Origin of the sequence: Kribbella sp. NPDC049174 (assembly GCF_043197365.1) — a bacterium.
Taxonomy (GTDB): domain Bacteria; phylum Actinomycetota; class Actinomycetes; order Propionibacteriales; family Kribbellaceae; genus Kribbella.
Genome location: NZ_JBICSZ010000003.1, coordinates 507550 through 534028 on the forward strand (window position 1 = coordinate 507550; position 26479 = coordinate 534028).

Below are 26479 nucleotides of genomic sequence, written 5' to 3' on the forward strand. Positions count from 1 at the left end.
CAGATGACCGGTTCCAGAGTTGTCGCGCTCGGCCACTACCAGCCCGAGCGGATTCTCACCAACGACGAGCTCGCCACGATGGTGGAGACCAGCGACGAGTGGATCCAGAGCCGGGTCGGCATCCGCGAGCGCCGCATCGCCGCACCGGACGAGCAGGTCGACGAGATGGCCTGGCGGGCCGCCGAGAAGGCCGTCGCGAACGCCGGGATCGACAAGGCCGAGATCGACTTCGTCGTGGTCGCGACCTGTACGGCGATCGACCGCTCCCCCAACATCGCCGCCCGGGTGGCCAACCGGCTCGGCCTCGGCAGCCCGGCCGCCCTCGACGTGAACACCGCGTGTTCGGGGTTCGCCCACGCGTTGGCGACCGCCGATCACGCGATCCGGGCCGGTGCCGCGTCGAAGGCACTCGTCATCGGCGTCGAGAAGCTGAGCGACTTCACCGACTGGACCGACCGCACCACCTGCGTGCTGATCGGCGACGGCGCCGGCGCGGCCGTGGTGGTCGCGAGTGACGAGCCGGAGATCGGCCCGGTGGTCTGGGGTTCGGTGCCGGAGATGTCGGACGCGGTCCGGATCGAGGGGCACGACGCGAAGTTCGCGCAGGAGGGCCAGAGCGTCTTCCGCTGGACCACGACCCAGCTCCCGGTGATCGCCAAGCAGGTCTGCGAGAAGAGCGGTATCGCCCCCGAGGACCTCGGCGGCGTCGTCCTGCACCAGGCCAACCTGCGCATCATCGAGCCGCTGGCCAAGCGCCTCGGCGCGGTCAACGCGGTGATCGCCAAGGACGTCGTGGAATCCGGCAACACCTCGGCCGCGAGTATCCCGATCGCCCTGTCGAAGCTGATCGAACGACGCGAGATCCCCAGCGGCGCGCCGGTGCTGTTGTTCGGATTCGGCGGCGGTCTGTCCTACGCGGGCCAGGTCATTCGCTGTCCGTGACGGCTCAGCGGTCCGGCCGGATCCGGCCGATTCACGCGGGAGATCGGCCTGCACGTGGCACGTGCACGGGCGTTTGCACGCGCACGTGCAAGCCCTGCTGATTCACCGGCCCTCGACCGATCGCCGGCGGGGGACTTCGGTCCCACCGCGTCCGGACAACCGCATAGACTCAGTGACCGTGGCCCCCAATTCCGACAAGAACAGCACCGGCGCCCGGATGCGCGCGACCCTCGCGGCGGTGGCGCCCGGCACCGAACTGCGCGAAGGCCTGGAACGGATCCTGCGCGGGCGGACCGGCGCCCTGCTCGTCCTGGGTCACGACAAGACGGTCGACTCGATCTCGACCGGCGGCTTCGAGATCGGCGTCGAGTTCTCCGCGACCGGGCTGCGCGAGCTGAGCAAGATGGACGGCGCGATCATTCTCGACCGCGACGCCACCCGGCTCGTCCGGGCCGCCGTCCACCTGATGCCGGATCCGTCGATTCACACCGACGAGACCGGCACGCGGCACCGCACCGCCGACCGGGTCGCCCGGCAGACCGGGTTCCCGGTGATCTCGGTCTCGCAGTCGATGCACATCATCGCGCTGTACGTCGACGACCAGCGGTACGTCCTGGAGGACTCCGGCGCGATCCTGTCCCGCGCCAACCAGGCCCTCGCCACCCTGGAGCGGTACAAGCTGCGCCTCGACGAGGTGTCCGGCACGCTGTCCGCGCTGGAGATCGAGGACCTGGTCACCGTTCGCGACGTGGCCGCGGTCGCCCAGCGGCTGGAGATGGTCCGGCGGATCGCCACCGAGATCGACGGGTACGTCGTGGAGCTCGGGACCGACGGCCGGCTGCTGACCCTGCAGCTCAACGAGCTCGTCGCCGGTGTCGCCGGCGAGCGCGAGCTCGTCGTCCGGGACTACCTGCCTCCGGCCACGGGTCGCAAGGCGAAGACGGCGGACGACGTACTGCTCGAGCTGGACGCGGTCAGCCCGACCGATCTGCTCGACATCGGGCAGGTCGCGCGGGCGTTGCAGCTCGGTGGTGCCGAGCAGCTGGATGCGGCCGTGACGCCGCGCGGGTACCGGCTGCTGGCCAAGGTGCCGCGGCTGCCGGGGGCCGTGATCGATCGATTGATCGACCACTTCGGCCACCTGCAGAAGTTGCTCGCGGCAAGCATCGACGACCTGCAGACGGTCGAGGGCGTCGGCGAGAACCGGGCCCGCACGGTTCGCGAAGGTCTCTCCCGGCTGGCCGAGTCCAGCATCCTCGAGCGCTACGTCTGACACAGCTGACACCAGCCACCCCCGGTTCGCCTGCCGAACCCGGGGGTGGCTTGCGTTCGGGCCGCGTGCGGAGTAATACTCCACGTGGAACATTTCGTGTGGAACAATCCGGACGGAGGATGATGGCGGAGCTGACCCCGCTGGCGATCTCGGTACTGGCGCTGCTGAACGAGCGGCCGATGCACGCGTACGAGATGTACCAGCTGCTGCTCAGCCGGCAGAACGACCGCATCGTCAAGGTCCGGCCCGGCTCGCTCTACCACACGGTCGAGCGGCTGGCCGGGCAGAACTACGTCCGCGCGATCGGCACCGATCGAGCCGGCAACCGCCCCGAACGGACGACGTACGAGATCACCCCGGACGGCGGTGACGCCCTGAGGCTCCGGGTGGAGAGCGGGCTGGAGAAGTACGTCTACGAGTACCCGCTGTTCCCGGTGGTCCTGAGCGAGGCGCACAACCTCGGCGTCGAGGACGCGCTGCTCCGGTTCCGCCGCCGGGTCGCGGACCTGGACACCCGGCTGGCCGACCTCGACGAAGCCCTCGCCGGCGCCCGCGCCGCGGACACCCCCGAGCAGTACTGGATCGGCGGCGCCTACGTCCGCAGCCAGATCGCCGCGGAACGCGACTGGCTGGCCACCACCATCGAACGGATCGAGAGCAAGGACCTGCCATGGCTACCCCGCAGCAAGTGAGGCCGGAGGTGCGGCCGTGGCCGGCGCTCTGGGCGCTGGTGATCGGCTTCTTCATGATCCTGGTCGACTCGACCATCGTGTCGGTCGCGACCCCGGCGATCCTGACCGATCTGAGTACCGACGTCGGCAACGTGATCTGGGTGACCAGCGCCTACCTGCTGGCGTACGCCGTACCGCTGCTGGTGACCGGACGCCTCGGCGACAAGGTCGGGCCGAAGAAGGTCTATCTGACCGGCCTGGCACTGTTCACCGCCGCATCGGTCTGGTGCGGTCGCCGGAGCGGGTGCGGGTGTCTACAACACGACCCGGCAGGTCGGCGCCGTCCTCGGCAGCGCGGGTATCGCCGTACTGATGGAGTCGCGGTTGGCGCACAATCTGCCCGCGGCGCCTGGTGGTGCGCCGGCGGGCGAAGGTGCGATGAGCGGCGAGCTGCCGCAGATGATGCACCAGGGCTTCAGCGACTCGATGGCGCAGTCGCTGATGCTGCCTGCCGCGGTGTTGTTGCTCGGTCTGGTCGCGGCACTGCTGTTCGTCAAGCCGACGCACCTGCAGAAGGCGCCCAGCGCGGCGTCAGACGACCTGGAAGGCTTGCACAGTTGACGCGCGGTCGTCGAACTCGGCCTTGACGACGTAGGTCCCGGGCTTGGCGGTCGGCTGGCCGGGGAGGCAGCCAGGCCCGGATCGACGGCCGTTCCACGGCACCGTGGTGGCCGCCTGCTTGCCCTTGGCAACGACTAGGGTGGTGCGCTGAATCGCTTGCCCGCAATGGGTTGTGGTCCAGATCAGGTCGTTGCCCGACATCACTGTCACGGTCAGCTCACTGGAGTCGACCGCCGCCTTGCACTCGTCCGAGACGGCCTCGAACCGGACGACGAAGTTCAGCACCGAGCCCGAGACGATCTTCCGGTTGGCAGGCAGCACGTCGACCCGAACGTCGGACCCCTCGCACTTGGTGTCCCGCGGCGTCTCCGAGGTCTTCACCGGCTTCTCGGACTTCTTGTCGGTCGCCGTCGCCGTCGGTGTGGTGGTCGGAGCGATCGACGGTGCCGAGGTCGGGTCCTGCTGGGGGCCGCTGGCCGCCGTGTTCTGCGGGTTCTCGCCGCCGCCTCCTCCGAACAGCCGGAGGACCAGGAAGAGCAGCAACGCCAGGGCAGCAAGCACCAGTCCCCGGCGGAACCAGTACACGCTGGCGGGCAGATGCCCGACCGGACGGAGCAGGCTGCTCATGGCCTGCACCTTAATGTCAGGATTGTCCTCACCATGTCAGGCTCGCCGCTTCCACCCGCATCCGCCCAGGTCACAGCCGGGTCCACACCCGCGGCACAGGCCCTGCACGCGCCCGTGCTGCAGTGGTACGACGCCAACGCGCGGGTGCTGCCGTGGCGCGAACCAAGGGCCGGCGCGTGGGCGGTGATGGTGAGTGAGTTCATGCTGCAGCAGACACCGGTCAATCGGGTGCTGCCGGCGTACCAGGTCTGGCTGGAGCGGTGGCCCAAGCCGGTGGACCTGGCTGCAGAGCCGCCAGGAGAGGCTGTGCGGGCCTGGGACCGGCTCGGGTACCCCAGACGTGCTCTGCGGCTGCACGCGGCGGCTCAGGCGATCGTGGAGCGCCATGGCGGCGAGGTGCCGGACGACCACGACGCTCTGCTCGCACTGCCCGGGGTAGGGACGTACACGGCGGCTGCGATCGCGTCCTTCGCGTTCGGCCAGCGGCACGCGGTCGTGGACACCAATGTGCGCCGGGTGCTCGCGAGAGCCCTCACCGGCGTCGCACAGCCGACCATCTCCCCCACAGCGGCCGACCTGCGGCTCGCGGTGACCGCGCTGCCTGCTGACGAGCCGACAGCGGCCCGCTGGGCGGTGGCGTCGATGGAACTCGGTGCACTGGTCTGCACCGCGCGTACGCCAAGGTGCGGCGACTGCCCGATCCGCGGGCGGTGTGCGTGGGTCCTCGCCGGCAGTCCGCCGTACGACGGTCCACCGCGCAAAGGGCAGACGTATGAAGGCACCGACCGTCAGGTCCGCGGCCGTCTGCTGGCCGTGCTCCGCGCCACGAAGGGCGCCGTACCCAAGAAGACCCTCGATGCCTGCTGGCACGACAAAGCGCAACGAGAACGCGCCCTGGACGGCCTGGTAGCCGACGGCCTGGTCGAACCTCTCCCGCGCGCCCGCTACCGCCTGCCAAGCTGACAGGCCGGCCCGGAGTTCCGGACCGGCCTCACAGCATTCAGTTCTTCTTGCTGCCGGTGGTGGCTTCTTCGTCGTCGTCGGTCAGCAGGTCGAGCGGCATCGCCGGGCTGCCGGACAGCGTCGCCAGCATCTGGCGGACGTTGGTCAGCTGCGCGTTGATGCTGTCGCGGCGCTGCGTCGCGGCGGCGAGCTCGCGCTCGGACTCGGCCCGGATCCGCTCCGCCTTGTCCTTCGCGGCGGCGACGATCTCCTGAGCCTGCCGGTTCGCGTCGGCCAGCTGCTGCTGAGCCAGCCGCTCCGCCTCGGAGCGGGAGCGGTCGGCCTCGCGCTGCACCTGGGCGGCGCGGTCGGTGACGGCGGCCAGCTGCTGCTCGGCCAGCGCGGTCCGGGCGGCGAACTCCTGCTCGACCTTGCCCCGGCGCTCGGCCAGGGTGGTCTCGAAGGCGGCCGCGGCCTGGGCGGACTTGGCCCGCTCCTGCTCGTACAGCGCCTGCGCCTCGCTGCGCCGCGCGGTGGCGTCGCGCTCGGCCTCGTCCCGCATGTCGTCGGCCTGGGTGCGCGCCTCCTCGAGGATGCGGGCGGCCTCGGCGTCGACCTCGCTCTTCCAGTCCAGGGAGTACTGCTCGGCCTCCTTGCGGACCTTCTTCGCGTGCGCCTCGGCGTCGGCGACGATCGCCTCGGCGTCGGTGCGGGCGCGGGTGACCAGGTCACGGGCCTCGTCGTCGGCCAGCGACAGGATCTTCGCCACCCGCTCACCGAACTCGGTGAACGTCGGGGCGCGGTCCTTGCTCTCCTCCTGCGCAGAGATGACGGCCGACTCGGCGGCGTCCGTCCGGGTCTGCAGCTCCTGCACGTGCCGCTGCAACTGCTCGGACTGCTGCTGCAGCGCGGTCAGCGAGGTGGTCAGCTCACGGATGTGCTGGTCCACCTGGGCAGGCTCGTAGCCACGCAGAACGGTGCGGAACGGGGTTGGGCTTTCACTGCTCATGTCTTCTGATGCTCACTTCGGTGGGTGGGTGGATCACACATTGTCACTGACAAGGATCTGACTGTCACGTCCTCATCCTGATTCCCCCGTGGAACCCTCGCTGGAGGACATTCCACCACCTGGACGGAATCCCGGTACAGCGAGTGCCTCGATCACACCCGAAAGCTGGGTGAGCTCCTTGGTGATCTCATCACGGCGCTGGTTCAGCGCCGCGACCCTCGCCTCGGCGTCGGCGAGAAGTTTTCGGGCCTGGGCACGCAGGTCGTCGGCGTGCTCGCGGGCCTGCGCCTCGATCTGCTGGGCCTCGGCGCGGGACTTGCGGATCAGGTCGTGCGACTGCCGCTGGGCGTCGGCCAGGTCGTTGGCCGCGCGCTCCCGCAGTACCTGAGTACTGGCTTCGGCCTCGGCCTCGCGGCGGTTGGCCCGCTCGACGATCTCGCGGGCGTCGCTCGCCGCGCTCGCCTTCAGCCGGTCGACCCGGGCATGTGCCTGGGCGGTGACCTTCTCCGCTTCCTGCTTGGCGGCGGCCAGGGTGGCCTCGGCCTGCTGGGTGGCCGTCGACAGCGTGGTCTCGGCCAGCGTGGTCAGCTCGGCGTTCTCCCGGGCGATCGCGTCCTTGGTCTGCTTGAGCCGGCTGGTCGTCCGGCCGACCACGCGTCGCAAGTGGGCCCGCTTCTGCCGCATCAGCTCGGTCGCGTCGACGGCCGCCTGCGCCCGGATCGACTGCGCCTCGGACTCGGCCGCACCGATCAGGTCGTCGACCGTCTTCTTGCTCCAGATCGTCTGCTTCTCGGCTTCCGCGAGCGCCGCCTCGGCCGCCTTGTTCGCGTCCTCGACGATCCGGTGCGCTTCGGCAGTCGCAGTACGACGATCGGCCTCGATACTGTCCACGACCAGCTTGGCCTGTGCCCGGGCGTCGGCCATCAGGCGCTCGTTGCCGGCTTCGGCCTCGGCCTTGCGCTCGGCGATCTCGGCGACCGCCTCGGCCCGCAGCTTGTCGATCTCGAGCGAGATCGCGGCCAGCTTGGCCCGCTCGGTCTCCTCCAGCTCGGCGGTCCGGCGCTCCAGCTCGGCCCGGTTCTCGCCGCGCAGCCGCTCGATCTCGGCATGGGCCGCGGCGATCTGGGCGCGGGACTTCTCCCGGGCCGCCTCGACCTCGCGCTCCACCGCGGCCCGCAGGTCGGCGGCCTCGGTCTCGGCCCGGGCGATCACATCGGCTTCGTTGCGGACTGCGGCCTGCGACACCAGCGCCGCCTGCTCGCCGGCGTCCCTGACCAGCTGCTGCGCCTCGCGACCGGCCCGGTCGACCATCTGCTGCGCGGACTCCCGGGCCATCCCGGCGTCCTCGAACAGCTCGTCGGCCTCTTCTTTCAGCCGCGCCGCCTCGGCCTCGGCCGCCGCGATCCGCCGGTCGGCGGCCGCCTGCGACTCGGCCCGCAACCGATCGGCGGCGGCCTGACTGTCGTTCCGCAACTGCTCCGCCGCGGCCTCGGAATCGGCCCGGCGCTTCGCGACCTCTTCGGCGACAGCGGCCCGGAGCTGCTCGGCCGCGGATTCCGAATCGGCCTTCAGCCGCTCGGCGATAGCGGTCGCCTCGGCCCGGACGCGCTCGGCCTCCGCGGTCGATTCCAGCTGCAGCTTCTGCGCTGCGGCGGCGGCATCACGTCGTACCCGGTCGGCCTCGGCGGTGGACTCGGCCCTGAGCCGGTCGGCCGCCGTCTCGGCCTCGGTGCGGACCCGGTCGGCCTCGTTCTCGGACTCGGTCCGGAGCTGTTCGGCGGCGCGCTCGGCGTCGTTCAGCAGGCGTTGCGCGGCGGTCGTCGCGTCGGCCCGCAGCTTCCGCGCGGCCGCCTCGGCCTCGGCCTTGAGCTGCTCGCTCTCGGCCCGGACCCGGTCGGCCTCGTCGCGGGCGAGGTCGTTCTCGTACTCCGCCTGTTCCCGCAGCGTGTCGGCGATCCGCTGGGCCCGCTCGAGGACACCGCCCGCTTGCCGCACGCCAAAGGAACCGGTGTCAGCGACCGGTTCCTGGGTCAGTGGCAGACGCGGTGCGTCCATGCGACGAGATGATTCCATCCCCGGCCCCCTTTCCGACAGTCCGGGTCCCATCAGCGTGGTCACAGCGTTACAACGCGGAACATGGGTGGCAGGTAACTTCTTTTTCATGCCGCTGCGCGATCTTCCCACCGAATCGAAGGCCGCGGCGGCTCTTCTCCGTACCGATCTGATCACCCACCGCAGGACCATACGACGTTCCGGACGGCATGGTGTCGCCCTCGCGTGTCTCGCTGCTGGTACGGCGTTCTCGGTGCTCCTCCCGGTCCCGATGGGCACAGGCTGTTACCTCTGGCGAGCGACCACTCAGCCGGTCAGCGGCCGTGGTGCGGCCCTCGCACTGCCGGTCGCGATCGTGCTGCTGGTGCTCCTGGATCGCTTGTCTGCCGACAGATTCGGGCTTCGCCGGCAGGTCCGATCGATCGGTACGGCGGCGATCGGAGTGGTCACCGTCGCGGCATGGACCGGATTCGCCGCGCAGGGGCGACCGAGCTGCGCGACCTCACCGGCTGTGATCGGGACGATTGTCTGCGGGACGCTCGCGACGGCCGTCGCCGCACACTGGGCGACCCGTTCGGCCGCCCCTTGGACGGTGCCCGAGGACGAGTCCGAAGCGGTGTCCGCCGAGCCGCTCAATCAGTCCGAATTGCGGGCAGTCTTTGTCCAGCTCGGAGCTCAGGTCGACTCGTGGACGCATTTCCGCTTCCGACTGTTCCCGTTCGTGTCGGGTGCCCTCGCCGTACTGCTTGCGCTCTCAACCGTCCTGCCGTGGCGGGAACTGGTCGATCCGGTCGCACTCGGGCCGACGGCTTCCGAAGCTGGTCTAGCCCGGTCTCAGCTCTGGGAGATCCCGTCTGCTCGAGCTTGGGCCGTCATCGTCTGTGGGTTGGCGGTGGCGACGCTCGTCTCGTCCGGCCTGGTACGACGAGCGGCTGCTGTCGCCACCGGGTCGACGGTGGTTGCCGGGCTGGTGTCTCAGCTGTTGTGGCTGCCGGCGGGGTTGGCCTCAGGTGTGGGGTATCGGCCGGCGATCGGTGCCTGGACCGCGCTCTGTCTCGGGCTGCTCTTGTGCGTGGCAGGTCTCTTGGGTGCGCGTCGAGTGGTGCTGGCTGGTGCTGCCGTGGTCGGCGTACTGGCCGGAGTGCTCGTTCCGTCGGCAGTTGGAGCGCCATACCAGCCATCTGTCGTTGCGGGGGTCCCGCACCGGTTGCTGGATCTGCAGGGCGGGCAACTGGTCGATCGCCTCGGCATGCGAGTCGCCATCGGTACGTCGGACCCACTCGACTCGCTGGCCGGGACGCTCGATGGGTCGCCCGGGCAGTGGCTGCTGGGCCGGACTGGTTCGGAGAGCTCGACAGTGTTCGCGTACGACGACGGTGTCGCACTACCTCAGGTCACGCTGAACCACGGCACCACTCCGCCCGCACTGTGGGGTGTCACCGACAACCACATGGTCCTGCTGGCCGGTGGAGCACTCGGGCAGCCGTGGGCGATTCTCTCGGTGCCGCTCGACCTGGTGAGTGCCGACGTCAGTCTGAGTCACAAGAACCAGGACGGGTCCTACTACGTGACGCCGGGCGTGGACATCCTCGCGACCGGTGTCGGCCCCGCACTCAGCCACCGCAACGCCGACCGGTCGATCGTCGTCTGGGGTTCCACGACCACCTGGCAGATCCCGGCGAACCAACTGCGCAAAGGAATGCAGCTCACCGACTTCGTCATCGATCCCGGGCCGGGTGCGCCGGGCAACGCGGTCTCCAGCGGTCCGGACGGTACGACGGCCTGGCGGACGAGCGAGACGGGGTTGGCGATGGTCCGGCCGGGCGGAGTGCCGCAACAGCTGACCGGGGTGGCGCCGGCTGGTTGTGCACTGAGCAGTGATGCCGCCAGCTCGTCGATGACCGTCGACGCGTTCGCAGTGGATGTGCGAGGCAATCTGTGGCTGGGCGGTGGTGCTCCGACCTCCGTCATCACTCCGGACGGCGTACTGCGGAAGCTGCCTGGTGGGGCCGAGGGTGTCGACAGCATCGAAGCCCGGCCGGACGGTTCGGTGCTGCTGGGGACTTCACCGGGTGGCGGGAATCAGGTTCTGCAGATACCTGACGCAGCGAGCGCTGCCGCGTCGTACCCGGCTGCTGCTGCGCCGGAGCCGCGATGCGATCGCCGGAAGCCTGTCGACGGTACGACGCCGTTCCGGGCCTCTGCGGTGTCGTCTGTGCCGGTGGTGGACGCCCGGCAGGGTGCGGCTGGGGTGAGTACGCAACTGGCCTTGGACGCCGCTGGACGGCTGGTGCGGATCCGAGTGCCGTTGGCTGCTCGTGCCTTCGCTCCGGACGGCCAGGGCGGCGTGTGGTGGACGGTGGTCGGCCGTCGGTCGACGGAGAGCGCCGTACATCTGGTGCGCGGCCAGGCAACGCTGGTGCGGGACCTGCAGCCGGTGCCGGCGAACCAGAAGGGTGAGTTCGCCGCGGCTGCCGGGGATCGGTTGGTGACTGCGGTCGGTCCGGGTGTCTACAACTTCTACGGGCCTGACGGGGTAGTGCGACGTGTGGAGGTCAACGGCGAGCTGCGGCCGGGCGGGTTGGTGCAGCTCGCGTCCGGGCAGGTGGCGATGGTCCTCGGTGAGCAACTCGTCCTCGTTGCCGATGACGGCCGGACGACGGTCCTGCTCGGTGGATCGCCATCAGGCTGGCCGATCTCGGCGACCGGCGTACCCGCGTCGCAATGGACCGCTGACGGCAGCTGGTTCGCCGGCCCGGACGGCAAACTCTGGGGGTACGACGGAAGCCACCTGGTGCGCGTGAATGCGCCAGGCCAGGTCACCGTGATCGCAGGACCCCGGCAGGGTGTGCCACAGGCCGCCGACCAGGTGACCGTGATCGGCCCGGCGCTGTACTTCCAGCTGGGCAACGACCTCATCCGCTTGGAGGCCGCCGGATGACCGAGCTCCCGGACGACGGCCGTCGGTCGGCCGACTTCCCGGACGAGGAGCTACCTCGCCGCCTCGACGCCGCCGAAGCCGAGCTCACCCGGGCCGAGCACCGCTGGTTCGCTCGAGCCACCCTCCTCACCGCCGTGGCCACAGCGGTCACCCTCCTGCTGCCCTGGACCTATACCAGGCGCTACGGCCTCTCGGTCTGGCAGCTGGGCCTGGAAACCCAACCCGCCCTCGCGCTCACCTGCCTGGCCGGCCTGATCACCTCGGCAGTCGCCCTCGCGCTGAAGCCCGGCACCCGCGCTCAAGCAGCAGCAGGTGTCACCGCCATCATCGCGATCGTCTGCATCGCCGGCGCTTGGCAAGCCACGACCCTCGACGCCCTCACCGACACCTGGTCGGGCCCGGGACCCGCGTTCGCCATCGCCACCTCGGTTCTCTGGCTCCTCACCACCACGGCCCAACTGGTTGCCCAGCACAACAACCAGCCCGCGCCCGACCCGGCCGACATCTCCCGGGCGGTCGCCCGGCTCCGTCGTACCCGCTGATTTCACTCCCTGGAGGGAGAGGGAACACTCTCGCGGCTGAGGTGGGCGGATAGGCGCCGGCTGGACAGTGGAGGCACTGACGGCTGGAGGAAGCGATGAGCATTGTCGGGGTCCGGGAGCGAACCGGGACCACGTTGCCGGTTCTGGTGGCGGCGTTGTCCTTGGTCTACGCGATTGCGGGACTCGCCTGGCTGCTGGGGGCCGGTGGTTACGCGTTCGGGCCGGTGCCGCCGGATGGGGAGCGGTTGTCGTTGCTCGCTCAGGTGCCGAAGGAGGTCGGCGCGGGGCTGATCGCCATACTGGGGATTCTGGGGGTGCCGGCGGCGATCGGGCATACGCGGACGGAGTGGAGTGCGTCGGCGTACCGGCCGTTGCTGGGGTTCACGGCGTTGCAGGTGGTGGTCTTCGGGCTGCTGGCGCCGAGTGTCACAGTGGTGATCCTGGTCGGGTATCTGCTCGTCCTGGTCGGTCTGCCGGCCGGGATCGTCTGGCTGATCGTCGGGGCGTGGAGGCAGCCGGCGACGCGGATGTTGCTGCTCGCCGTGGCAGTGGCCGTGGTCGCGGTGGAGCTGACCACCGGGCTGTTCGACTGGACCGCGTTCCGTGAGGTAGCTGAGGGCATCGCCGGCGTACCCGCGAAGGTCGGGACCACGCCGCTGTTCGTGTCCGGAGCGTTCCTGCTGGGTTGTGGGTGGGCGCTGCTCGGCGTCCGCGGGCTGCGGAGTGCGCGTGGGCGGTGTCTGCGCTGTGGACGTCCGGGCGCGAGCTGGACGCGGCCGGAGTCGGCTCGGCGATGGGGGCTCTGGGCGACGATCGTCGCGGTGCTCTGTCCGATGCCGTACGCGTTGCTGCGGATGACCTGGTTGCTGCCGAACCCGATCGGCTTCGACGCCGCCGAGTTGAACGCCGAGCCGGGGATCAAGCTGTTCGGCCTGGGGCTCGGGGTGATCGCGCTGACCGCGGGCATCGTCACCCTCGGGCTGATCCGGCCATGGGGCGAGGTGTGGCCGCGCTGGATCCCGTTCGTCGCCGGACGGCCGGTGCCGATCAAGGCGGCCGTCATCCCGGGCGCGGTCGCCGCCACCCTGCTCCTGGTCAGCAGCACGTCGCTCATCGGCCTGCTCTGGTCATCCGACGCCCCAACGGCCGAGAACGTCCTGTTCCTGCTCATCCTCCCGTTCCCCCTCTGGGGCGCCGCCGTCGGCCTGGCCACGGCGGCGTACTACTACCGCCGCCGCGGCCAATGCACCGTCTGCCGGGAACCTCAGCTCACCTGATCACTTGACGGCGGCCGGCGGCGCCTGCGGGGTGTCGTCGGTCCAGCCCGAGAGCAGGACCGTGCTGTCGCCGTTCTTCCCACCGGTGTGGCTGCTGCTCAGCAGCTTGCCCGTCTTCGGGTCGATGATCAGCTGCAGGTTGAGCTGGTACGCCGGGAAGGAGAACCCGACCGCGGTTCCGGTCCGGCCGGCCAGGTCGACGACGTTGTGCTTGACCGTGGCACCCGGCAGACCGGCCAGCAGCCGGTACGTGGCCGCACGGACCTTGGGCAGGGCGGGGGTGTCACTGAGCAGGCCGGAGGAGATCTGGGCGACGGCCACGACCTGGGATGCGTCAGGGGCAGTCGCCGACGCCATCTCGAGGAGTCGGGCGCGCAACTTGTCCGGCGTGGAGGGCAGTGCCAGGACGTCATCCAGCGTGCCGTTCAGGCCGAGGGCGGTGTACCTGTCCGCGCCGTCCCGCACTTCGAAGAAGGTGGCATCGCCCGGCTTTGACGAGAGGATCCGGTCCTTTCTGTCCGACGTGTCCGCCGGTCCGGTGTTCCAGCTCGATGGCGAGCCCGCACGGCGCCAAGCGGCCTCGTCGGCCGGGGTGGCAGGGGACGCCCCCAGCGAACGGACACCGAGCCAGCCGGTGCCGCCCTTCAGTCCGGTCCAGGTCTCCGAGATCACCAGCTCGCGCAGCTTGTAGCCGCCCGGCCCGGCCGGCTGCGACCCGCAACACACGATCTTGCCGGGCGTGACGGTCCACTCCCTGCTCTGGACCTTCCTGACCCGGAAGTACGTGCCGGTTGTCGCTTCGGCCTTCTCCTCGTGCGCCGCGGCGACCAGCAGCACCTGCCCTGCCGACAGCTCAGCCACCGGCCCCGCTGCCGCCCCGGCCGCCGGGGGCGCCGAGACGGCGGGGTCTGAGCCGGGCGACAGCACCAGCGGTACGGCGAGGGCGCCGATCGCGATCGCCGCGGCAACGGTCGTCAGTCCGGCTCCGGTGAATCGGCGCCGCCGCGCGGCCCGGCGGGCACGGGCGAGATCGGCCGCGACCTCGGCGTCCGTGACGGCGGGCACACTCCCGGCGGCCTGGTCGAGAAGGTTCTTCAGATCAGTCATCGCACATGCTCCACTGAGTCAAGGGGTTCGACGATGAGGTCGCGCAACTTGTCCAGGCCACGGGCGGTCTGGCTCTTGACCGTGCCCTGGCTGCTGCCCATCAGTTCAGCGGCAGCGGCGACGTCCAGGTCGCAGAAGTACCGCAGGACGACGGCGGCCCGTTGACGCTTGGGCAACCGCTCCAGCGCGGCCAGGACGGTCAACCGGTCCTCGGGTCCGGCCGCGGCCGACGGCCTGGGCTCGGAAACCTCGTCGGTCAACGTCTCGCGATGACGCCAGAACCGGCACTTCTCGTCGAGAAAGACGTTGACCAGGATCTTGTCGGCGTACCAGGCGGCTCCGGTCACGGGGCTGACCGCTCCCCATTTCAGGTAGAGCCTGGTCAGGGCCGTCTGCACCAGGTCCTCGGCCCAGTGCGCGTCGCCGCTGGTGAGCAGCCGCGCGATGCGCACCATCCGCCCGCGGTGCGCACTCACATAGTCGGTGAACTCCTGGTCGCGGTGGCTCGCCACACGTCCTCCGGTCGGTTGGGCGCTTCCTCACCCGTTGATTACTGGTTGGGGCGAGCATCCGGTTGCATCCCGCGGCCAGCCGGAACAGCAGAGGGCCCCGCGCTGGTGCGCGGGGCCCTCTGTGGGTTGGTGCGGTTTACGTGTCCTGCACTCCGGTGGAGCCGCCGGCCGTCAGGTCGGACAGTTCCAGCTCAGGCGAGGTCGCCTTCGGGGTGCCCTTGAAGGTGAAGTACTCCGGCAGGCCGTCTTCGCCCACCGTGCCCTCCGGGGCCGCGTCGACCAGGACGATCTGGCCGGGACGCAGTTCCCCGAACAGGATCTTCTCGGCCAGCACGTCCTCCACGTCGCGCTGGATCGCGCGGCGCAGCGGGCGAGCACCCAGGACCGGGTCGAAGCCACGGTCGGCGACCAGTGCCTTCGCCGCCGGGGTGAGCTCGATGCCCATGTCCTTGTCCTTCAGGCGCTGCTCCACCTGCGCGATCATCAGGTCGACGATCTTGACGATCTCTTCCTTGCCGTGCTGGTGGAACACCACGATCTCGTCGACGCGGTTCAGGAACTCCGGCCGGAAGTGCTGCTTGAGCTCCTCCGTCACCTTCGCCTTCATCTTGTCGTACGTGCCCGGGGCGTCGTTGGCCCGCTGGAACCCGGTGCTGACCGACTTCGAGATGTCCCGGGTACCCAGGTTCGTGGTCATGATGATCACGGTGTTCTTGAAGTCGACCACGCGGCCCTGGGCGTCGGTCAGACGACCCTCGTCCAGGATCTGCAGCAGCGAGTTGAAGATGTCCGCGTGGGCCTTCTCGACCTCGTCGAACAGCACCACGCTGAACGGCTTGCGGCGCACCTTCTCGGTCAGCTGGCCACCTTCTTCGTAGCCGACGTAACCGGGCGGCGAACCGAACAGCCGCGAGGCGGTGTGCTTCTCGGAGTACTCCGACATGTCGAGGCTGATCAGCGCACTCTCGTCGCCGAACAGGAACTCGGTCAGCGCCTTCGACAGCTCGGTCTTACCGACACCGGATGGGCCGGCGAAGATGAACGAGCCGCTCGGGCGACGCGGGTCCTTCAGGCCGGCGCGAGTACGCCGGATCGAGCGGGACAGCGCCTTGACCGCGTCGGTCTGGCCGATGTAGCGCTTGGCCAGCTCCTTCTCCATGTCGAGCAGCCGGGACGACTCCTCCTCGGTCAGCTTGAAGACGGGGATACCGGTCGCGGTGCTGAGCACCTCGGCGATCAGCTCCTCGTCCACCTCGGCGACGACGTCCATGTCGCCGGCCTTCCACTGCTTCTCCCGCTCGGCCTTCGCGTTGATCAGCTTCTTCTCGTCGTCGCGAAGGCTCGCGGCGCGCTCGAAGTCCTGCGCGTCGATCGCCGACTCCTTCTCCCGGCGCACGTTCGCAATCTTCTCGTCGAACTCGCGCAGGTCCGGCGGAGCCGTCATCCGGCGGATCCGCAACCGGGCGCCGGCCTCGTCGATCAGGTCGATCGCCTTGTCCGGCAGGAACCGGTCGGAGATGTAGCGGTCGGCCAGCTGCGCGGCCTGCACCAGGGCCGGGTCGGTGATCGTCACCCGGTGGTGCGCCTCGTACCGGTCCCGCAGACCCTTGAGGATCTCGATCGTGTGTGCGATCGACGGCTCGGCCACCTGGATCGGCTGGAACCGGCGCTCCAGCGCGGCGTCCTTCTCGACGTACTTGCGGTACTCGTCGAGGGTGGTCGCACCGATGGTCTGCAGCTCACCGCGGGCCAGCATCGGCTTCAGGATGCTCGCGGCGTCGATCGCGCCCTCGGCCGCACCGGCCCCGACGAGGGTGTGGATCTCGTCGATGAACAGCACGATGTCACCGCGGGTGCGGATCTCCTTGAGCACCTTCTTCAGACGTTCCTCGAAGTCACCGCGGTAGCGCGAACCGGCTACCAGGGCGCCCAGGTCGAGGGAGTAGATCTGCTTGTCCTTCAGTGTCTCCGGGACGTCACCGCGGACGATCTGCTGGGCCAGACCCTCCACGATCGCGGTCTTGCCGACACCCGGCTCACCGATCAGGACAGGGTTGTTCTTGGTCCGCCGGGACAGCACCTGCATGACCCGCTCGATCTCCATCTCGCGCCCGATCACCGGGTCGAGCTTCGATTCGCGGGCGGACTGGGTGTAGTTCCGGCCGAACTGGTCGAGCACCAGAGAGCTGCTGGGAGCACCTTCGGTGGCCCCGGCGCCGGCCGTGGCCGTCTCCTTGCCCTGGTATCCGCTCAGCAGCTGGATGACCTGCTGACGGACCTTGTTCAGGTCCGCGCCGAGCTTGACCAGGACCTGCGCGGCGACACCCTCACCCTCGCGGATGAGGCCGAGCAGGATGTGCTCGGTGCCGATGTAGTTGTGGCCCAGTTGCAGGGCCTCGCGCAGGGAGAGCTCCAGCACCTTCTTGGCGCGTGGGGTGAACGGGATGTGCCCGCTCGGTGCCTGCTGCCCCTGGCCGATGATCTCCTCGACCTGGGAGCGGACGGCCTCGAGCGAGATACCCAGGCTCTCGAGAGCCTTGGCGGCGACACCCTCACCCTCGTGGATCAGGCCGAGCAGGATGTGCTCGGTCCCGATGTAGTTGTGGCTGAGCATCCTGGCCTCTTCTTGAGCCAGGACGACTACCCGACGGGCGCGGTCCGTAAATCGTTCAAACATCGCCAAAGCGCTCCTTGCCTCAGAGGAGTCGGACGTGCCGTGTTGGCCGACCCCCGTACATGCATGCTAGTCCCCGGTGCCGACAGGCTCGCTCTCGGCGAACAAATGCTCACCGCTCAGCCGGCCGCCGAGGAGGCATCACAAGGGAACAACCCCGCGGATCTCCAGGGTGTTCCCGCTCGGGGCCGATCGGACAGCATGTTCGCCACCAGCGAATTCCTCGGGCTGCCTGCCGCGTCAGTCACCCACGGTCGAAGCACAGACACCGAACTGTCCACACTGTGAAACAACCGGAATGCGGACGGTCCCGGCGCCTTCAGGCACCGGGACCGGCAGTCCTGCGGAAACTACTTGGCTTCGTTGTACGCCGCGCGCACCTCGGCGGAGATCCGGCCCCGCTCGCTCACGTCGTAGCCGTTCTCCTTGGCCCAGGCCCGGATGTCGGCGGAGTCCGACGCCGACCGGCCGCGGCCCCGCGCCCGGCCCACGCCACCGCGGCGCCCGGACACCCGGCGCCCGGCGCCGACATAGCCGGCCAGGGCGTCGCGCAGTTTGGCGGCGTTCTTCTTGGACAGATCGATCTCGTACGTCGTCCCGTCCAGTCCAAAGGTCACGGTCTCGTCGGCCTTACCACCGTCGAGATCGTCCTCGAGAACTACCTGCACCCTTTGCGCCATCGATGACAGTCCTTTCCGCGCCCGTCACCGGGCCGCAATCCCCCTGCCGTTTTGTTTGCACCTGATTTGTACCGCACAAACCGGGTTCGTGTCATTCACATCCCACAATGTGCGGGAAAGATGTGACTAAACCCTCCGGTCGGCGCGGTGCCGATCGACGCTGTGCAGTCGTGGTGACCTTGAGTATTCACACGGCCCGAAACCGGCTGGACCAGAATGACTGGCGTCCGATCCGGAATAAAGGGGACCCCGGCATTTGCAGTGACCGTCCGTTGTGCTATGCAACGATCCTGCGACCGATTCGCGGAATCACTCCGGCCGGAGCAACGGGAACAGAATCGTCTCCCGGATACCGGCCCCGGTGAACAACATCACCAGCCGGTCCAGGCCCATCCCCATACCACCGGCCGGGGGCATCCCGAACTCCATCGCGCGGAGGAAGTCCTCGTCCAGCTCCATCGCCTCCGGGTCGCCGGCGGCGGCCAGCAACGACTGTGCCACCAGGCGTTCCCGCTGGATCACCGGGTCGTTCAGCTCCGAGTAGGCCACCCCGAGCTCGACCCCGTTGATGATCAGGTCCCAGGCTTCGACCAGGCCCGGAATTTCCCGGTGCGGCTTCGACAACGGCCGTACCGACTCCGGATAGTCACGTACATAGGTGGGCTGGATCAGGGTGTGCTCGACCAGCTTCTCGTACAACTCCAGTGCGATCTCACCGGCATTCCAGCCGGGCTGCAGGTCGACATCGTGCTGCTCGGCCAGCTTGGTCAGCGTGGCCGCGTCGGTGCTCTGGTCGACCGGCGTGGCGACGGCTTCGGAGACGAGTTCGAAAAGGGTCGCGTGCCGGAACGGCTGGTCCAGATCGATGGTCGAACCGTCGCGCGCGGTGACCACGGTGCGACCGACCGCCCGGGCCGCGTTCCGGATCAGCCGCTCGGTCAGTTCGGCCATCGAGTCGTAATCGCCGTACGCCTGATAGGCCTCGATCATCGAGAATTCCGCGGCGTGGGTCGAGTCGAGTCCCTCGTTGCGGAACGTCCGGCCGATCTCGTAGACCCGGTCGACACCGCCGATCATGGCCCGCTTCAGATCGAGCTCGAGCGCGATCCGGAGCTTCATCTCCTGGTCGAACGCGTTCAGGTGGGTCGAGAACGGCCGCGCGGCGGCGCCGCCGTTGGTCAGCTGCAGGACCGGCGTCTCGACCTCGATGTAGTCGTCGGCGTCGAAGGTCTGGCGCAGCGACTTGAGCACGGCGGCCTTGGTGCGGACCATCTCCCGCGCCTCGGCGCGGACGATCAGGTCGACGTACCGGAGCCGGACCCGGGCCTCCTCGTTCAGCGGCTTGTGCTCGTTCGGGAGCGGGCGCAGCGTCTTGGCGGCCATCTGCCAGCCGGTCGCCTGCACGGACAGCTCACCGCGGCGGCTGGTGATCACCTCGCCCTGGACGGCCAGCAGGTCGCCGATGTCCACCAGCGCCTTGAACCGGGCCAGCTCCTCCTCACCGAGGTCGGCCAGCGACAGCATCACCTGGAGCTCGGTCCCGTCACCCTCACGGAGCCGGACGAAGCAGAGCTTGCCGGTGTTGCGCAGGAAGATCACCCGGCCGGCCACCGAGACCTGCTCGCCGGTCCGCGTGTCGGGCTCCAGCTCCTGCCCGTCGTACTTGGCCCGCAGGTCCTTGAGCAGGTGCGTCCGGGGCACCGAGATCGGGTACGGCTGCACTCCCTCCGCGAGCAGGCGGTCACGCTTCTCCCGGCGGACCCGCATCTGCTCGGGCAGGTCGTCCTGCCCGTTGTCGGGGTTCGCCGGGTTCACGTGTGCGTCAGTCATGGCTCAAGGCTAGTGACTGAGCACCTTTTCAGCCGAATCCTTTGTCTCCAGGCCCTTGACACGGAGCACCAGTACGGCGGCCGCCACCGCCGCGACGACACAGGCCATGCCATTGAGGACGAAGGTCATCCGGGTCCCCAGCAGCGCGCCGAGGAAGCCGCCCAGCAGCATGGCGAACAGGCTGCAGGACCGGGCGGTCCCGTTGAGTGCGGCGACCACGCGGCCCCGGACAGCCTCCGCCGAGCGAGTGACCATGAGCGTGCTCACCGCTGCGTTGAGCAGGCCGCTTCCGAAGCCAACTGTGACCGACCCGATCAGCAGCGTGACCACCCCGTTGGCGAGGCCCATGACCACGCAGGCGATCCCGATCGCGGCCATTCCGGCCAGCACGGCCCGGGATCGGGCCGTGGTCTGCACCAGTCGCCCGCTGAGCCAGGCCCCCACGATCGCCCCGGCACCCTGAACGGCCACCACCCAGCCGTATCCGGCCGCGTTCAGCTCGAGCTCGTCGGTGACCAGGAAGACCTCGACCACGTTGACAGCCTCACCGGCCAGGATGAACACCCAGAGACACGGCACCAGGATCCGGAGCAGCGAGTCGCCGAAGATGCTGCGGAGCCCGGCCGTCATGGCGCCCCGCTCACGTACGGCGCCGCGCTCGGGTCGACGGCGCGTCGCGACCAGACTGGCGACGACGGCGAGCACCAGGAACGTCGTGGCGTCCACCAACAGGGCGCCACGGTCTCCGGACCACCCGACCAGTACGCCGCCGACCGCTGAGCCGGCCAGCGTCGCCGCACCGATCAGCGCCTGACTGGTCCCCGTCGTACGCCCGACGAGCTCCTCCCCCACGATCCGTGGGATCAGAGCACCCCAGGCGGGCCCGGCGACCGCCGTACCCAGTTGAAGCACGCAGACCAGCGCCAGCGTCTCGGCCAGGCCGTGACTGAAGGCCAGCCCGACCCCGGCGACCGCCTGCAGCAACGACGCGCAGACCAGCACCGTGCGCGAGTCGTAGCTGTCCACGATCCGGCCGGCGAACGGGATCATCACGACCGTCGGTACGGCGAACGCCAGCAGCAGCGCGGTCATCGTGCCCGGACCGCCGTACTCGGAGACGCGCAGCATCAGGGCGATGAGGGCGACCGAGTCACCCGCGTAGGAGAGCGCACGGGCCGGCAGCACCAGCCGGATGTCGCGGAACGACCAGATCGAAGTCTGAAGTGATTGCTTCACAACTATGAAGTTAATGCTTCACATTTATCGCCGTCAAGGGATTCGCTACGCTGACGTCGTGGCCAAGAAGAAGCGCGTGGTGATCGACGACCCGCGGGCGATCCGCGCCCTGGCGCACCCGGCCCGGCAGCGGGTGATCGACGAGCTCTTCAACGGCAAGGTGCTGACCGCGACCGAGTGTGCGGAGCTGGCCGGCCTGACGCCGTCCGCGATGAGCTACCACCTGCGGGCGCTGGAGCGCTGGGGCATCGTCGAGCGGGCCGACGAGTCGGCCGACGGCCGGGAGCGGCCGTGGCGGGCGGCGGCCGGCAGCCTGATGATCTCGTCCCAGTCAAGTGAGGCCGGCCGGCTGGCCAGCCAGGCGATCATCCGGTCCTCGGTGGACCGGGTGCTGGAGCAGTTCGAGCAGATGGCCGGTGACGACCCCTGGGACGACATCAGCTCGCTGAGCCGGTCCCGGCTGTGGCTGACCCACGAGGAGGCCAAGCAGTTCGGCCAGGAGCTGACCGACCTGGTCGACCGCTACAAGAAGGGCCGGACGCCGGCCTCGCATCCGGCCGGTACGCGCCAGATCAGCACCTTGCTGGCCGTCGTACCGATGGGGAAGCCGCCACAAGAAAGCTGAACTGTTAGCTACCGAACCACCGATCCCGGGGTACCTTCGAAAGAGAGGTACCTTTCCGCCGCCGGGTGGTCGTCATGCAGTCCTGGTTCCTGTGGTTGATCATCGCCGCCGTCCTCGGCACCGCCGAGTTGATGACGGCGACCCTTGATCTGCTCCTGCTCGCCGTCGCCGCGCTGGCCGCGGGCGGAGCGGCCGGCCTCGGGCTCGGGATCGGGCTGCAACTACTGGTCTTCGCCGTCACCGCCGCCGCGATGATCACGCTGGTCCGGCCGGTCGCCCGCCGTCACCTGATGTCGCATCCACAGCTGCGCACCGGGGTGGCCGCGCTGGTCGGGCGCGAGGCCGTGGTGCTGCGCCAGGTCGGACGTGAACCGGGCCGGGTCCGGATCGGCGGCGAGGAGTGGAGCGCGCGGTCCTACGACCCCGACCTCGTCATCCCCGAGGGAACCACGGTCGATGTTTTCGCCATCGAGGGGGCCACCGCCCTCGTCCATCCAAGGGAGGATCCATGGCCGAACTGATCTTCGGGCTGATCATCGCCCTGCTCGCCGTCGTCCTGGTCATCCGGACGGTCCGGATCGTGCCGCAGGCGCGGGCCAGCAACGTCGAGCGCCTCGGCAGGTACCTGCGCACCCTCGAGCCCGGCCTGAACATCGTCATCCCGTTCATCGACCGGCCCCGGCAGCTGATCGACCTGCGCGAGCAGGTGGTCTCGTTCGAGCCACGCTCGGTGATCACCGAGGACAACCTGGTCGTCAACATCGACACCGTGCTGTACTTCCAGGTCACCGATCCGCGGGCGGCGGCGTACGAGATCGCCAACTTCATCCAGGCGATAGAGCAACTGACCGTGACCACACTGCGCAACGTCATCGGCAGCATGGATCTGGAGAAGACGCTGACGTCGCGCGAGCACATCAACTCCCAGCTGCGCGGGGTGCTCGACGAAGCCTCCGGCAAGTGGGGCATCCGGGTGAACCGGGTCGAGCTGAAGGCGATCGACCCGCCGCCGTCGATCAAGGAGTCGATGGAGAAGCAGATGCGGGCGGACCGGGAGAAGCGGGCCGCGATCCTCGCCGCCGAGGGCCAGCGGCAGTCCCGGATCCTGACCGCGGAGGGCGACCGGCAGGCCGCGATCCTGCGAGCCGAGGGCCAGGCGAAGGCGATCGACACGGTCTTCGAGGCGATCCACCGCAACGACCCGGACCCGAAGCTGCTTGCGTACCAGTACCTGCAGATGCTGCCCGAGCTGGCCAAGGGCCCCGGCAACACGTTCTGGGTGATCCCGTCCGAGGTCACCTCGGCACTGCAGAACGTGACCAAGGCGTTCAACGGCCTGACCCCGGAGGTCGCCAACGGCAAGAACCCTGAGATTACCCCGGACTGATGCCCTGAGCCCCTAAAAGGGTTGTGTCCGGATGCCACCATGGAAGACATGGGGGTACTGGGGCACGCGCTCGCGATCGTCGTTCCGACCGGTGGGATGGCGATCGTCGCCTATCTGGTCGTCGGACTGGTCATCGGGATCGAGAGCATGGGGGTGCCGTTACCGGGTGAGACGACGCTGATCGCGGCCGCGCTGCTCGCGTCGCAGGGTCACCTGCGGCTGGAGTTCGTGATCGGCGCGGCCGCGGCCGGCGCGATCATCGGCGACTCGATCGGCTACTACATCGGCCGCAAGGCCGGCCGCGGCCTGTTCGAACGGCTCGGCCGCCGGTTCCACCACTTCTCCGAGGACCGGATCCTGCGCGCGGAGAAGTACTTCCAGAAGTACGGCGTCTGGACCGTCTTCTTCGGCCGGTTCGTCGCGTTGCTACGGATCTTCGCGGGTCCGATGGCCGGCATGCTGCGGATGCCCTATCCGCAGTTCCTGGCCGCGAACGCGGGCGGCGGGATCGCCTGGGCGACCACGATCGGGATCGTCGCGTACAACATCGGCGACAACGCGGACAGGATCTTCGGCCAGCTGTCGATCTGGGCCCTGGTGGTGCTCGTGCTGGCGGCGGTCGCGGCGTACAGCTACTACAAGATCCGCCGCAAGCACCGCGTCGTACCCGAGCCGGTGGCGCAGCCGGAGTCAGCGGACGTTTAGCGGCAGTTGCGGGGTGGTGGTGCCATTCATCGGGCGGCCGAACATCATCGCGCCGGGAATGACGAACCGGTAGGCGAAGCTGCCCGCCTGGGAGGCCTTGAACAGCAGCGAGGCCTGCCCGTTGCGGAGCGGCACCGCCTTCAGGTTCACCCACGTGCGGGTCTGCCGGTTCCAGGACTGCAGGATCGCGGTCGAGTTCATCGCCGGTTTGACCGTCGTGTAGACCAGCACGTTGTCGCCGCGCCGCTTCGCCGGTCCGCCGACGAACCCGGCCGTCGCGACCCGGACCACGCTCTTCGTGTACGCCGGCCGGCTGCTCGACGAACCGGTGAGGACGCCGACACGGGTGTAGCCCGGCACGGTGATCTTGTACGGCCGGCTCGGGCCGTTGATCATCGGGATGTCGTAGTGCCCGCCGGCCGTCGTCGAACCGCGGGCCGCCGGGGTCCAGCGGGCGCCCGGCGTGACCTGGGTCAGCACCACGACCGGCACGCCGGCCGGGGTGGCCCGACGCTCGACGCAGGTGGTCTCCGCCTCGCAGACGACCTCCTGCATGACGACGCGACCACGGACGTGCACCGGCACACTGAACTGGGCCAGCGCGGGCACCACACCGTTGATCGAGCTGGTCAGGCCGAGCACCTCGCCGCCGACCCGGGTGCTCCACTCGTTCTGCGCCCGGAGCTGGAACAGGTACGGCGGCTGGAGGCTCTTGATCAACTGCCGCGTCGACGTCGTCCCCGGACCGATCGCGCGCATCGTGCCGCCGGGCCGCCCGACCATCGGGACGTAGCGCTGGGTCTTCGGGCCCTTCACGTCCATCGGATCGTTCGGGGTGAAGTCCTGTGGCGCCACCGGCACCGACCACGTCATCAGCACACCCCGGCCCTGCGGGGTCGCGCTGGCCGCACCCGGGCGGACCGGGCCGTCGGTGTCGAACACATCCGAGCGCGCGAGCTTGCTGGTCACGCCGCCCTGCGACGTCCCGGTGGCCACCGCCACCCGGTAGTTGCCGTCGGGCGGGAACGCCGAGGTCGGGATCTCCCAGGTGTTCGGCTCGCCGGCACCGACGTACTTCACGTACGACGGACTGCTGCTGAGCACACCCTCGATGGTGATCCGGTTGGGGGCGTTGTCGTCCTTCCAGCTCACCTGGACCGCCGTGCGGCCGTCACCGGCCCAGGAGACCGTCACGTCGGCGGGCATCGGATCCGTCTGGCACGCGGTCAGGGCGGTGGTGCCGACCAGCACCGCCAGCGCCACGGCGAGCATGCGCCGCACTCCGACCACCTCGTCTCAGCTGCCTCACAACCGACCGGGTGAACCATACCTAGTACCTGGTACCCATCCTGCACAAGCGTTGCGGGATCGGTATCACTCAGGCTGGTTCTCGGCCGCTCCGCCGAGGTGGAACTTGGTGCTGACGCCGCTGTACATCAGGTGGGTGACCAGGCCCTGGGCAGCGTGCGGCAGGTTGTGGCAGTGATCCATCCAGATCCCCGGATTGTCGGCGACGAACGCGACCTCATAGGCCTCGTTGTCCTCCACGTTCAGCGAATCGGTCCACCATGGGCTCCCGGTGGCGGCGACACCGTTGCGGCTCAGGACGACGACATGGTGGCCATGGAGGTGCATCGGATGGACCTGGCCGGAGTTGTTCTTGATCGTCATCCGGACGATGTCGCCTTCGGTCACCATGAACATCGGGACGTGGGGGAACTGATGCCCGTTGATCGTCCACCACAGCCCCGGACGCCCGTCGAAGAACCCGGGCCGCCGGCCGATGTTGTAGTGGAACACCCGGGTCGCCTTGGCCGGGTCGAGGCCGAGCTCCGCCGGCTTCCCGTAGGACAGCAGGTCGACGCGATCACGCGGTTCACTACCGGTCGGGGCATCGCCCTGACCGATCACCAGGGTCGTCGGCCCGCCGCCGAGACCGATCCGCACCGCCGACCCCTGCGGCATGGTCAGTTGCAGGTCGATCCGGCCGCCCGCGGTGACGAGCACGGATTTGTTGCTCACGTCCGGTGGCGCGTTCACCTCGGTCCCGTCCACGGCCACGATCCGGTACGACGCTCCGTCGACCCAGGCGGCCCATGGACCGTTGTCCGTGTTGATCAGGCGGACCCGGACCGTCGATCCAGGTGCGTCCACCCGGCGTTCGCCGTACCCGCCGTTGACCGTCCGGACCTTGTCGTACGTGTGCACGGCGGCGACCACGTCGGCGGCGGTCGGTTCCACGATCAGTACGCCGTACAGGCCCTTCTTCACCTGTTCGTGGGAGACCTGGTGGGAGTGGTACCAGTACGTGCCGACGTCCTTGGCGACGAAGCGGTACACGTGCGACTGCCCGCGCTGGACCGCGTCCTGCGTGACACCGGCGACCCCGTCCTCGGCCGCCGGTACGTCGACACCGTGCCAGTGCAGCGTGATTCCCTCGGGCACGGACTCGTTGTGCAGCGTCACCTGGATCAGATCGCCTTGTTTTGCGACGATCTCGGGCCCTGGTGAGGTGTGGTTGAGGGTGAAGCCGTCCATCGGCCCGCGGCCGGGAATCTTGAACTTCTCCTTGCGTGCAACGAGATCCACAGCCACATCAGGCGTGCCGGCCGGACCCTTGAGCGTGCTGACGTCCGGCCCGTCGTGGGCGTGCGTGGCGGGCCCGCCGCCGTAGTCGGCGTACCCCATCTCCATCGGAGACAGGTCATTCGGGACCAGGCTGCCCTGCCAGAACCACGCGATCGGTGCGAGCACGACGATCGTCGCCAGCACCGCGATCACGGTCCGGCGACGTGGCCGCCGAGACATCAGCCGGCGGCCACGCGC

The 26479-nt window shown here is 69.2% G+C and carries 23 protein-coding genes and 1 pseudogene; 13 read left to right on the forward strand and 11 right to left on the reverse strand.

Annotated elements, in window-relative coordinates; translation table 11 throughout:
- The first annotated feature begins 3 nt into the window (after positions 1 to 3).
- The 5 genes and pseudogenes from ACGFIF_RS19740 (at position 4) to ACGFIF_RS19760 (ending at position 3507) form a co-directional block, all read left to right on the forward strand.
- A complete protein-coding gene (locus ACGFIF_RS19740) occupies positions 4 to 942 on the forward strand; it encodes a beta-ketoacyl-ACP synthase III (RefSeq protein ID WP_393156175.1) in 939 nt (312 codons plus the stop codon).
- Positions 943 to 1159: 217 nt separating this feature from the next.
- Positions 1160 to 2215, forward strand: a complete 1056-nt coding sequence (gene disA, locus ACGFIF_RS19745; RefSeq protein ID WP_393156803.1) for a DNA integrity scanning diadenylate cyclase DisA — start codon at positions 1160 to 1162, stop codon at positions 2213 to 2215.
- 122 nt (positions 2216 to 2337) lie between these two features.
- Complete coding sequence (locus ACGFIF_RS19750) at positions 2338 to 2907, forward strand: PadR family transcriptional regulator (RefSeq protein WP_393156177.1); 570 nt, start codon at positions 2338 to 2340, stop codon at positions 2905 to 2907.
- 53 nt (positions 2908 to 2960) lie between these two features.
- Positions 2961 to 3113: pseudogene (locus ACGFIF_RS19755) on the forward strand (MFS transporter); the annotation flags it as partial.
- A gap of 145 nt (positions 3114 to 3258) precedes the next feature.
- Positions 3259 to 3507 carry a hypothetical protein gene (locus ACGFIF_RS19760; RefSeq protein ID WP_393156820.1) on the forward strand — a complete coding sequence of 83 codons (249 nt, stop codon included), beginning with the start codon at positions 3259 to 3261 and terminating at the stop codon, positions 3505 to 3507.
- Here ACGFIF_RS19760 and ACGFIF_RS19765 read toward each other — a convergent pair.
- Positions 3478 to 4134: a hypothetical protein gene (locus tag ACGFIF_RS19765; RefSeq protein WP_393156179.1), complete on the reverse strand. Its 657-nt coding sequence runs from the start codon at positions 4132 to 4134 to the stop codon at positions 3478 to 3480. The two genes, ACGFIF_RS19760 and ACGFIF_RS19765, sit on opposite strands and share 30 nt — an antisense overlap.
- A gap of 33 nt (positions 4135 to 4167) precedes the next feature.
- Here ACGFIF_RS19765 and ACGFIF_RS19770 point away from each other — a divergent pair, with 33 nt between their 5' ends.
- On the forward strand, positions 4168 to 5097 hold the full coding sequence (locus ACGFIF_RS19770; protein WP_393156180.1) for an A/G-specific adenine glycosylase: 930 nt from the start codon (positions 4168 to 4170) through the stop codon (positions 5095 to 5097).
- 37 nt (positions 5098 to 5134) lie between these two features.
- Here the strand turns inward: ACGFIF_RS19770 and ACGFIF_RS19775 are convergent, their stop codons facing one another.
- Positions 5135 to 6085, reverse strand: a complete 951-nt coding sequence (locus ACGFIF_RS19775; RefSeq protein WP_337002005.1) for a hypothetical protein — start codon at positions 6083 to 6085, stop codon at positions 5135 to 5137.
- A 72-nt stretch (positions 6086 to 6157) separates the two neighbouring features.
- A complete protein-coding gene (locus ACGFIF_RS19780; RefSeq protein ID WP_393156183.1) occupies positions 6158 to 8140 on the reverse strand; it encodes a kinetoplast-associated-like protein in 1983 nt (660 codons plus the stop codon).
- A gap of 106 nt (positions 8141 to 8246) precedes the next feature.
- Here ACGFIF_RS19780 and ACGFIF_RS19785 point away from each other — a divergent pair, with 106 nt between their 5' ends.
- From ACGFIF_RS19785 to ACGFIF_RS19795, 3 genes are all read left to right on the forward strand, one after another.
- Positions 8247 to 11078, forward strand: a complete 2832-nt coding sequence (locus tag ACGFIF_RS19785; RefSeq protein WP_393156184.1) for a hypothetical protein — start codon at positions 8247 to 8249, stop codon at positions 11076 to 11078.
- Positions 11075 to 11620, forward strand: a complete 546-nt coding sequence (locus ACGFIF_RS19790; RefSeq protein WP_393156186.1) for a hypothetical protein — start codon at positions 11075 to 11077, stop codon at positions 11618 to 11620. Before ACGFIF_RS19785 ends, ACGFIF_RS19790 begins: the two co-directional genes overlap by 4 nt.
- 95 nt (positions 11621 to 11715) lie before the next feature.
- Positions 11716 to 12897: a hypothetical protein gene (locus ACGFIF_RS19795; protein WP_393156188.1), complete on the forward strand. Its 1182-nt coding sequence runs from the start codon at positions 11716 to 11718 to the stop codon at positions 12895 to 12897.
- Here the strand turns inward: ACGFIF_RS19795 and ACGFIF_RS19800 are convergent, their stop codons facing one another.
- The 6 genes from ACGFIF_RS19800 to ACGFIF_RS19825 all read right to left on the reverse strand — a co-directional run bounded on the left by ACGFIF_RS19800 (position 12898) and on the right by ACGFIF_RS19825 (position 20936).
- The gene (locus ACGFIF_RS19800) at positions 12898 to 14004 is read right to left on the reverse strand and encodes a CU044_5270 family protein (RefSeq protein WP_393156189.1); all 1107 of its coding nucleotides are present in this window, start codon (positions 14002 to 14004) and stop codon (positions 12898 to 12900) included. It abuts the gene before it with no gap.
- Positions 14001 to 14516 (reverse strand): SigE family RNA polymerase sigma factor, encoded by a 516-nt coding sequence (locus ACGFIF_RS19805; protein WP_393156191.1) that lies wholly within the window; start codon positions 14514 to 14516, stop codon positions 14001 to 14003. Before ACGFIF_RS19805 ends, ACGFIF_RS19800 begins: the two co-directional genes overlap by 4 nt.
- Positions 14517 to 14652: 136 nt before the next feature.
- Positions 14653 to 17193 carry an ATP-dependent Clp protease ATP-binding subunit gene (locus tag ACGFIF_RS19810; RefSeq protein ID WP_393156194.1) on the reverse strand — a complete coding sequence of 847 codons (2541 nt, stop codon included), beginning with the start codon at positions 17191 to 17193 and terminating at the stop codon, positions 14653 to 14655.
- Between the two features lie 347 nt (positions 17194 to 17540).
- A complete protein-coding gene (locus tag ACGFIF_RS19815) occupies positions 17541 to 17870 on the reverse strand; it encodes an Lsr2 family protein (RefSeq protein WP_393156196.1) in 330 nt (109 codons plus the stop codon).
- A gap of 309 nt (positions 17871 to 18179) precedes the next feature.
- A complete protein-coding gene (gene lysS / locus ACGFIF_RS19820; RefSeq protein WP_393156198.1) occupies positions 18180 to 19700 on the reverse strand; it encodes a lysine--tRNA ligase in 1521 nt (506 codons plus the stop codon).
- Between the two features lie 9 nt (positions 19701 to 19709).
- Complete coding sequence (locus tag ACGFIF_RS19825) at positions 19710 to 20936, reverse strand: MFS transporter (protein ID WP_393156200.1); 1227 nt, start codon at positions 20934 to 20936, stop codon at positions 19710 to 19712.
- Positions 20937 to 20994: 58 nt separating this feature from the next.
- On the opposite strand from ACGFIF_RS19825, the gene ACGFIF_RS19830 reads away from it, so the two are divergent.
- The 4 genes from ACGFIF_RS19830 (at position 20995) to ACGFIF_RS19845 (ending at position 23653) form a co-directional block, all read left to right on the forward strand.
- Positions 20995 to 21561 (forward strand): ArsR/SmtB family transcription factor, encoded by a 567-nt coding sequence (locus tag ACGFIF_RS19830; RefSeq protein ID WP_393156202.1) that lies wholly within the window; start codon positions 20995 to 20997, stop codon positions 21559 to 21561.
- A gap of 74 nt (positions 21562 to 21635) precedes the next feature.
- On the forward strand, positions 21636 to 22082 hold the full coding sequence (locus ACGFIF_RS19835; RefSeq protein WP_393156204.1) for an NfeD family protein: 447 nt from the start codon (positions 21636 to 21638) through the stop codon (positions 22080 to 22082).
- Positions 22070 to 22948, forward strand: a complete 879-nt coding sequence (locus tag ACGFIF_RS19840; protein WP_393156205.1) for an SPFH domain-containing protein — start codon at positions 22070 to 22072, stop codon at positions 22946 to 22948. Before ACGFIF_RS19835 ends, ACGFIF_RS19840 begins: the two co-directional genes overlap by 13 nt.
- Before the next feature lie 48 nt (positions 22949 to 22996).
- Positions 22997 to 23653, forward strand: coding sequence for a DedA family protein (locus ACGFIF_RS19845; protein WP_393156207.1), 657 nt, complete (start codon positions 22997 to 22999; stop codon positions 23651 to 23653).
- Here ACGFIF_RS19845 and ACGFIF_RS19850 read toward each other — a convergent pair.
- Both ACGFIF_RS19850 and ACGFIF_RS19855 read right to left on the reverse strand, forming a co-directional pair.
- Positions 23639 to 24925, reverse strand: a complete 1287-nt coding sequence (locus ACGFIF_RS19850) for a hypothetical protein (protein ID WP_393156805.1) — start codon at positions 24923 to 24925, stop codon at positions 23639 to 23641. The two genes, ACGFIF_RS19845 and ACGFIF_RS19850, sit on opposite strands and share 15 nt — an antisense overlap.
- A gap of 102 nt (positions 24926 to 25027) precedes the next feature.
- Positions 25028 to 26461 carry a multicopper oxidase family protein gene (locus ACGFIF_RS19855; protein ID WP_393156208.1) on the reverse strand — a complete coding sequence of 478 codons (1434 nt, stop codon included), beginning with the start codon at positions 26459 to 26461 and terminating at the stop codon, positions 25028 to 25030.
- Positions 26462 to 26479: the final 18 nt, after the last annotated feature.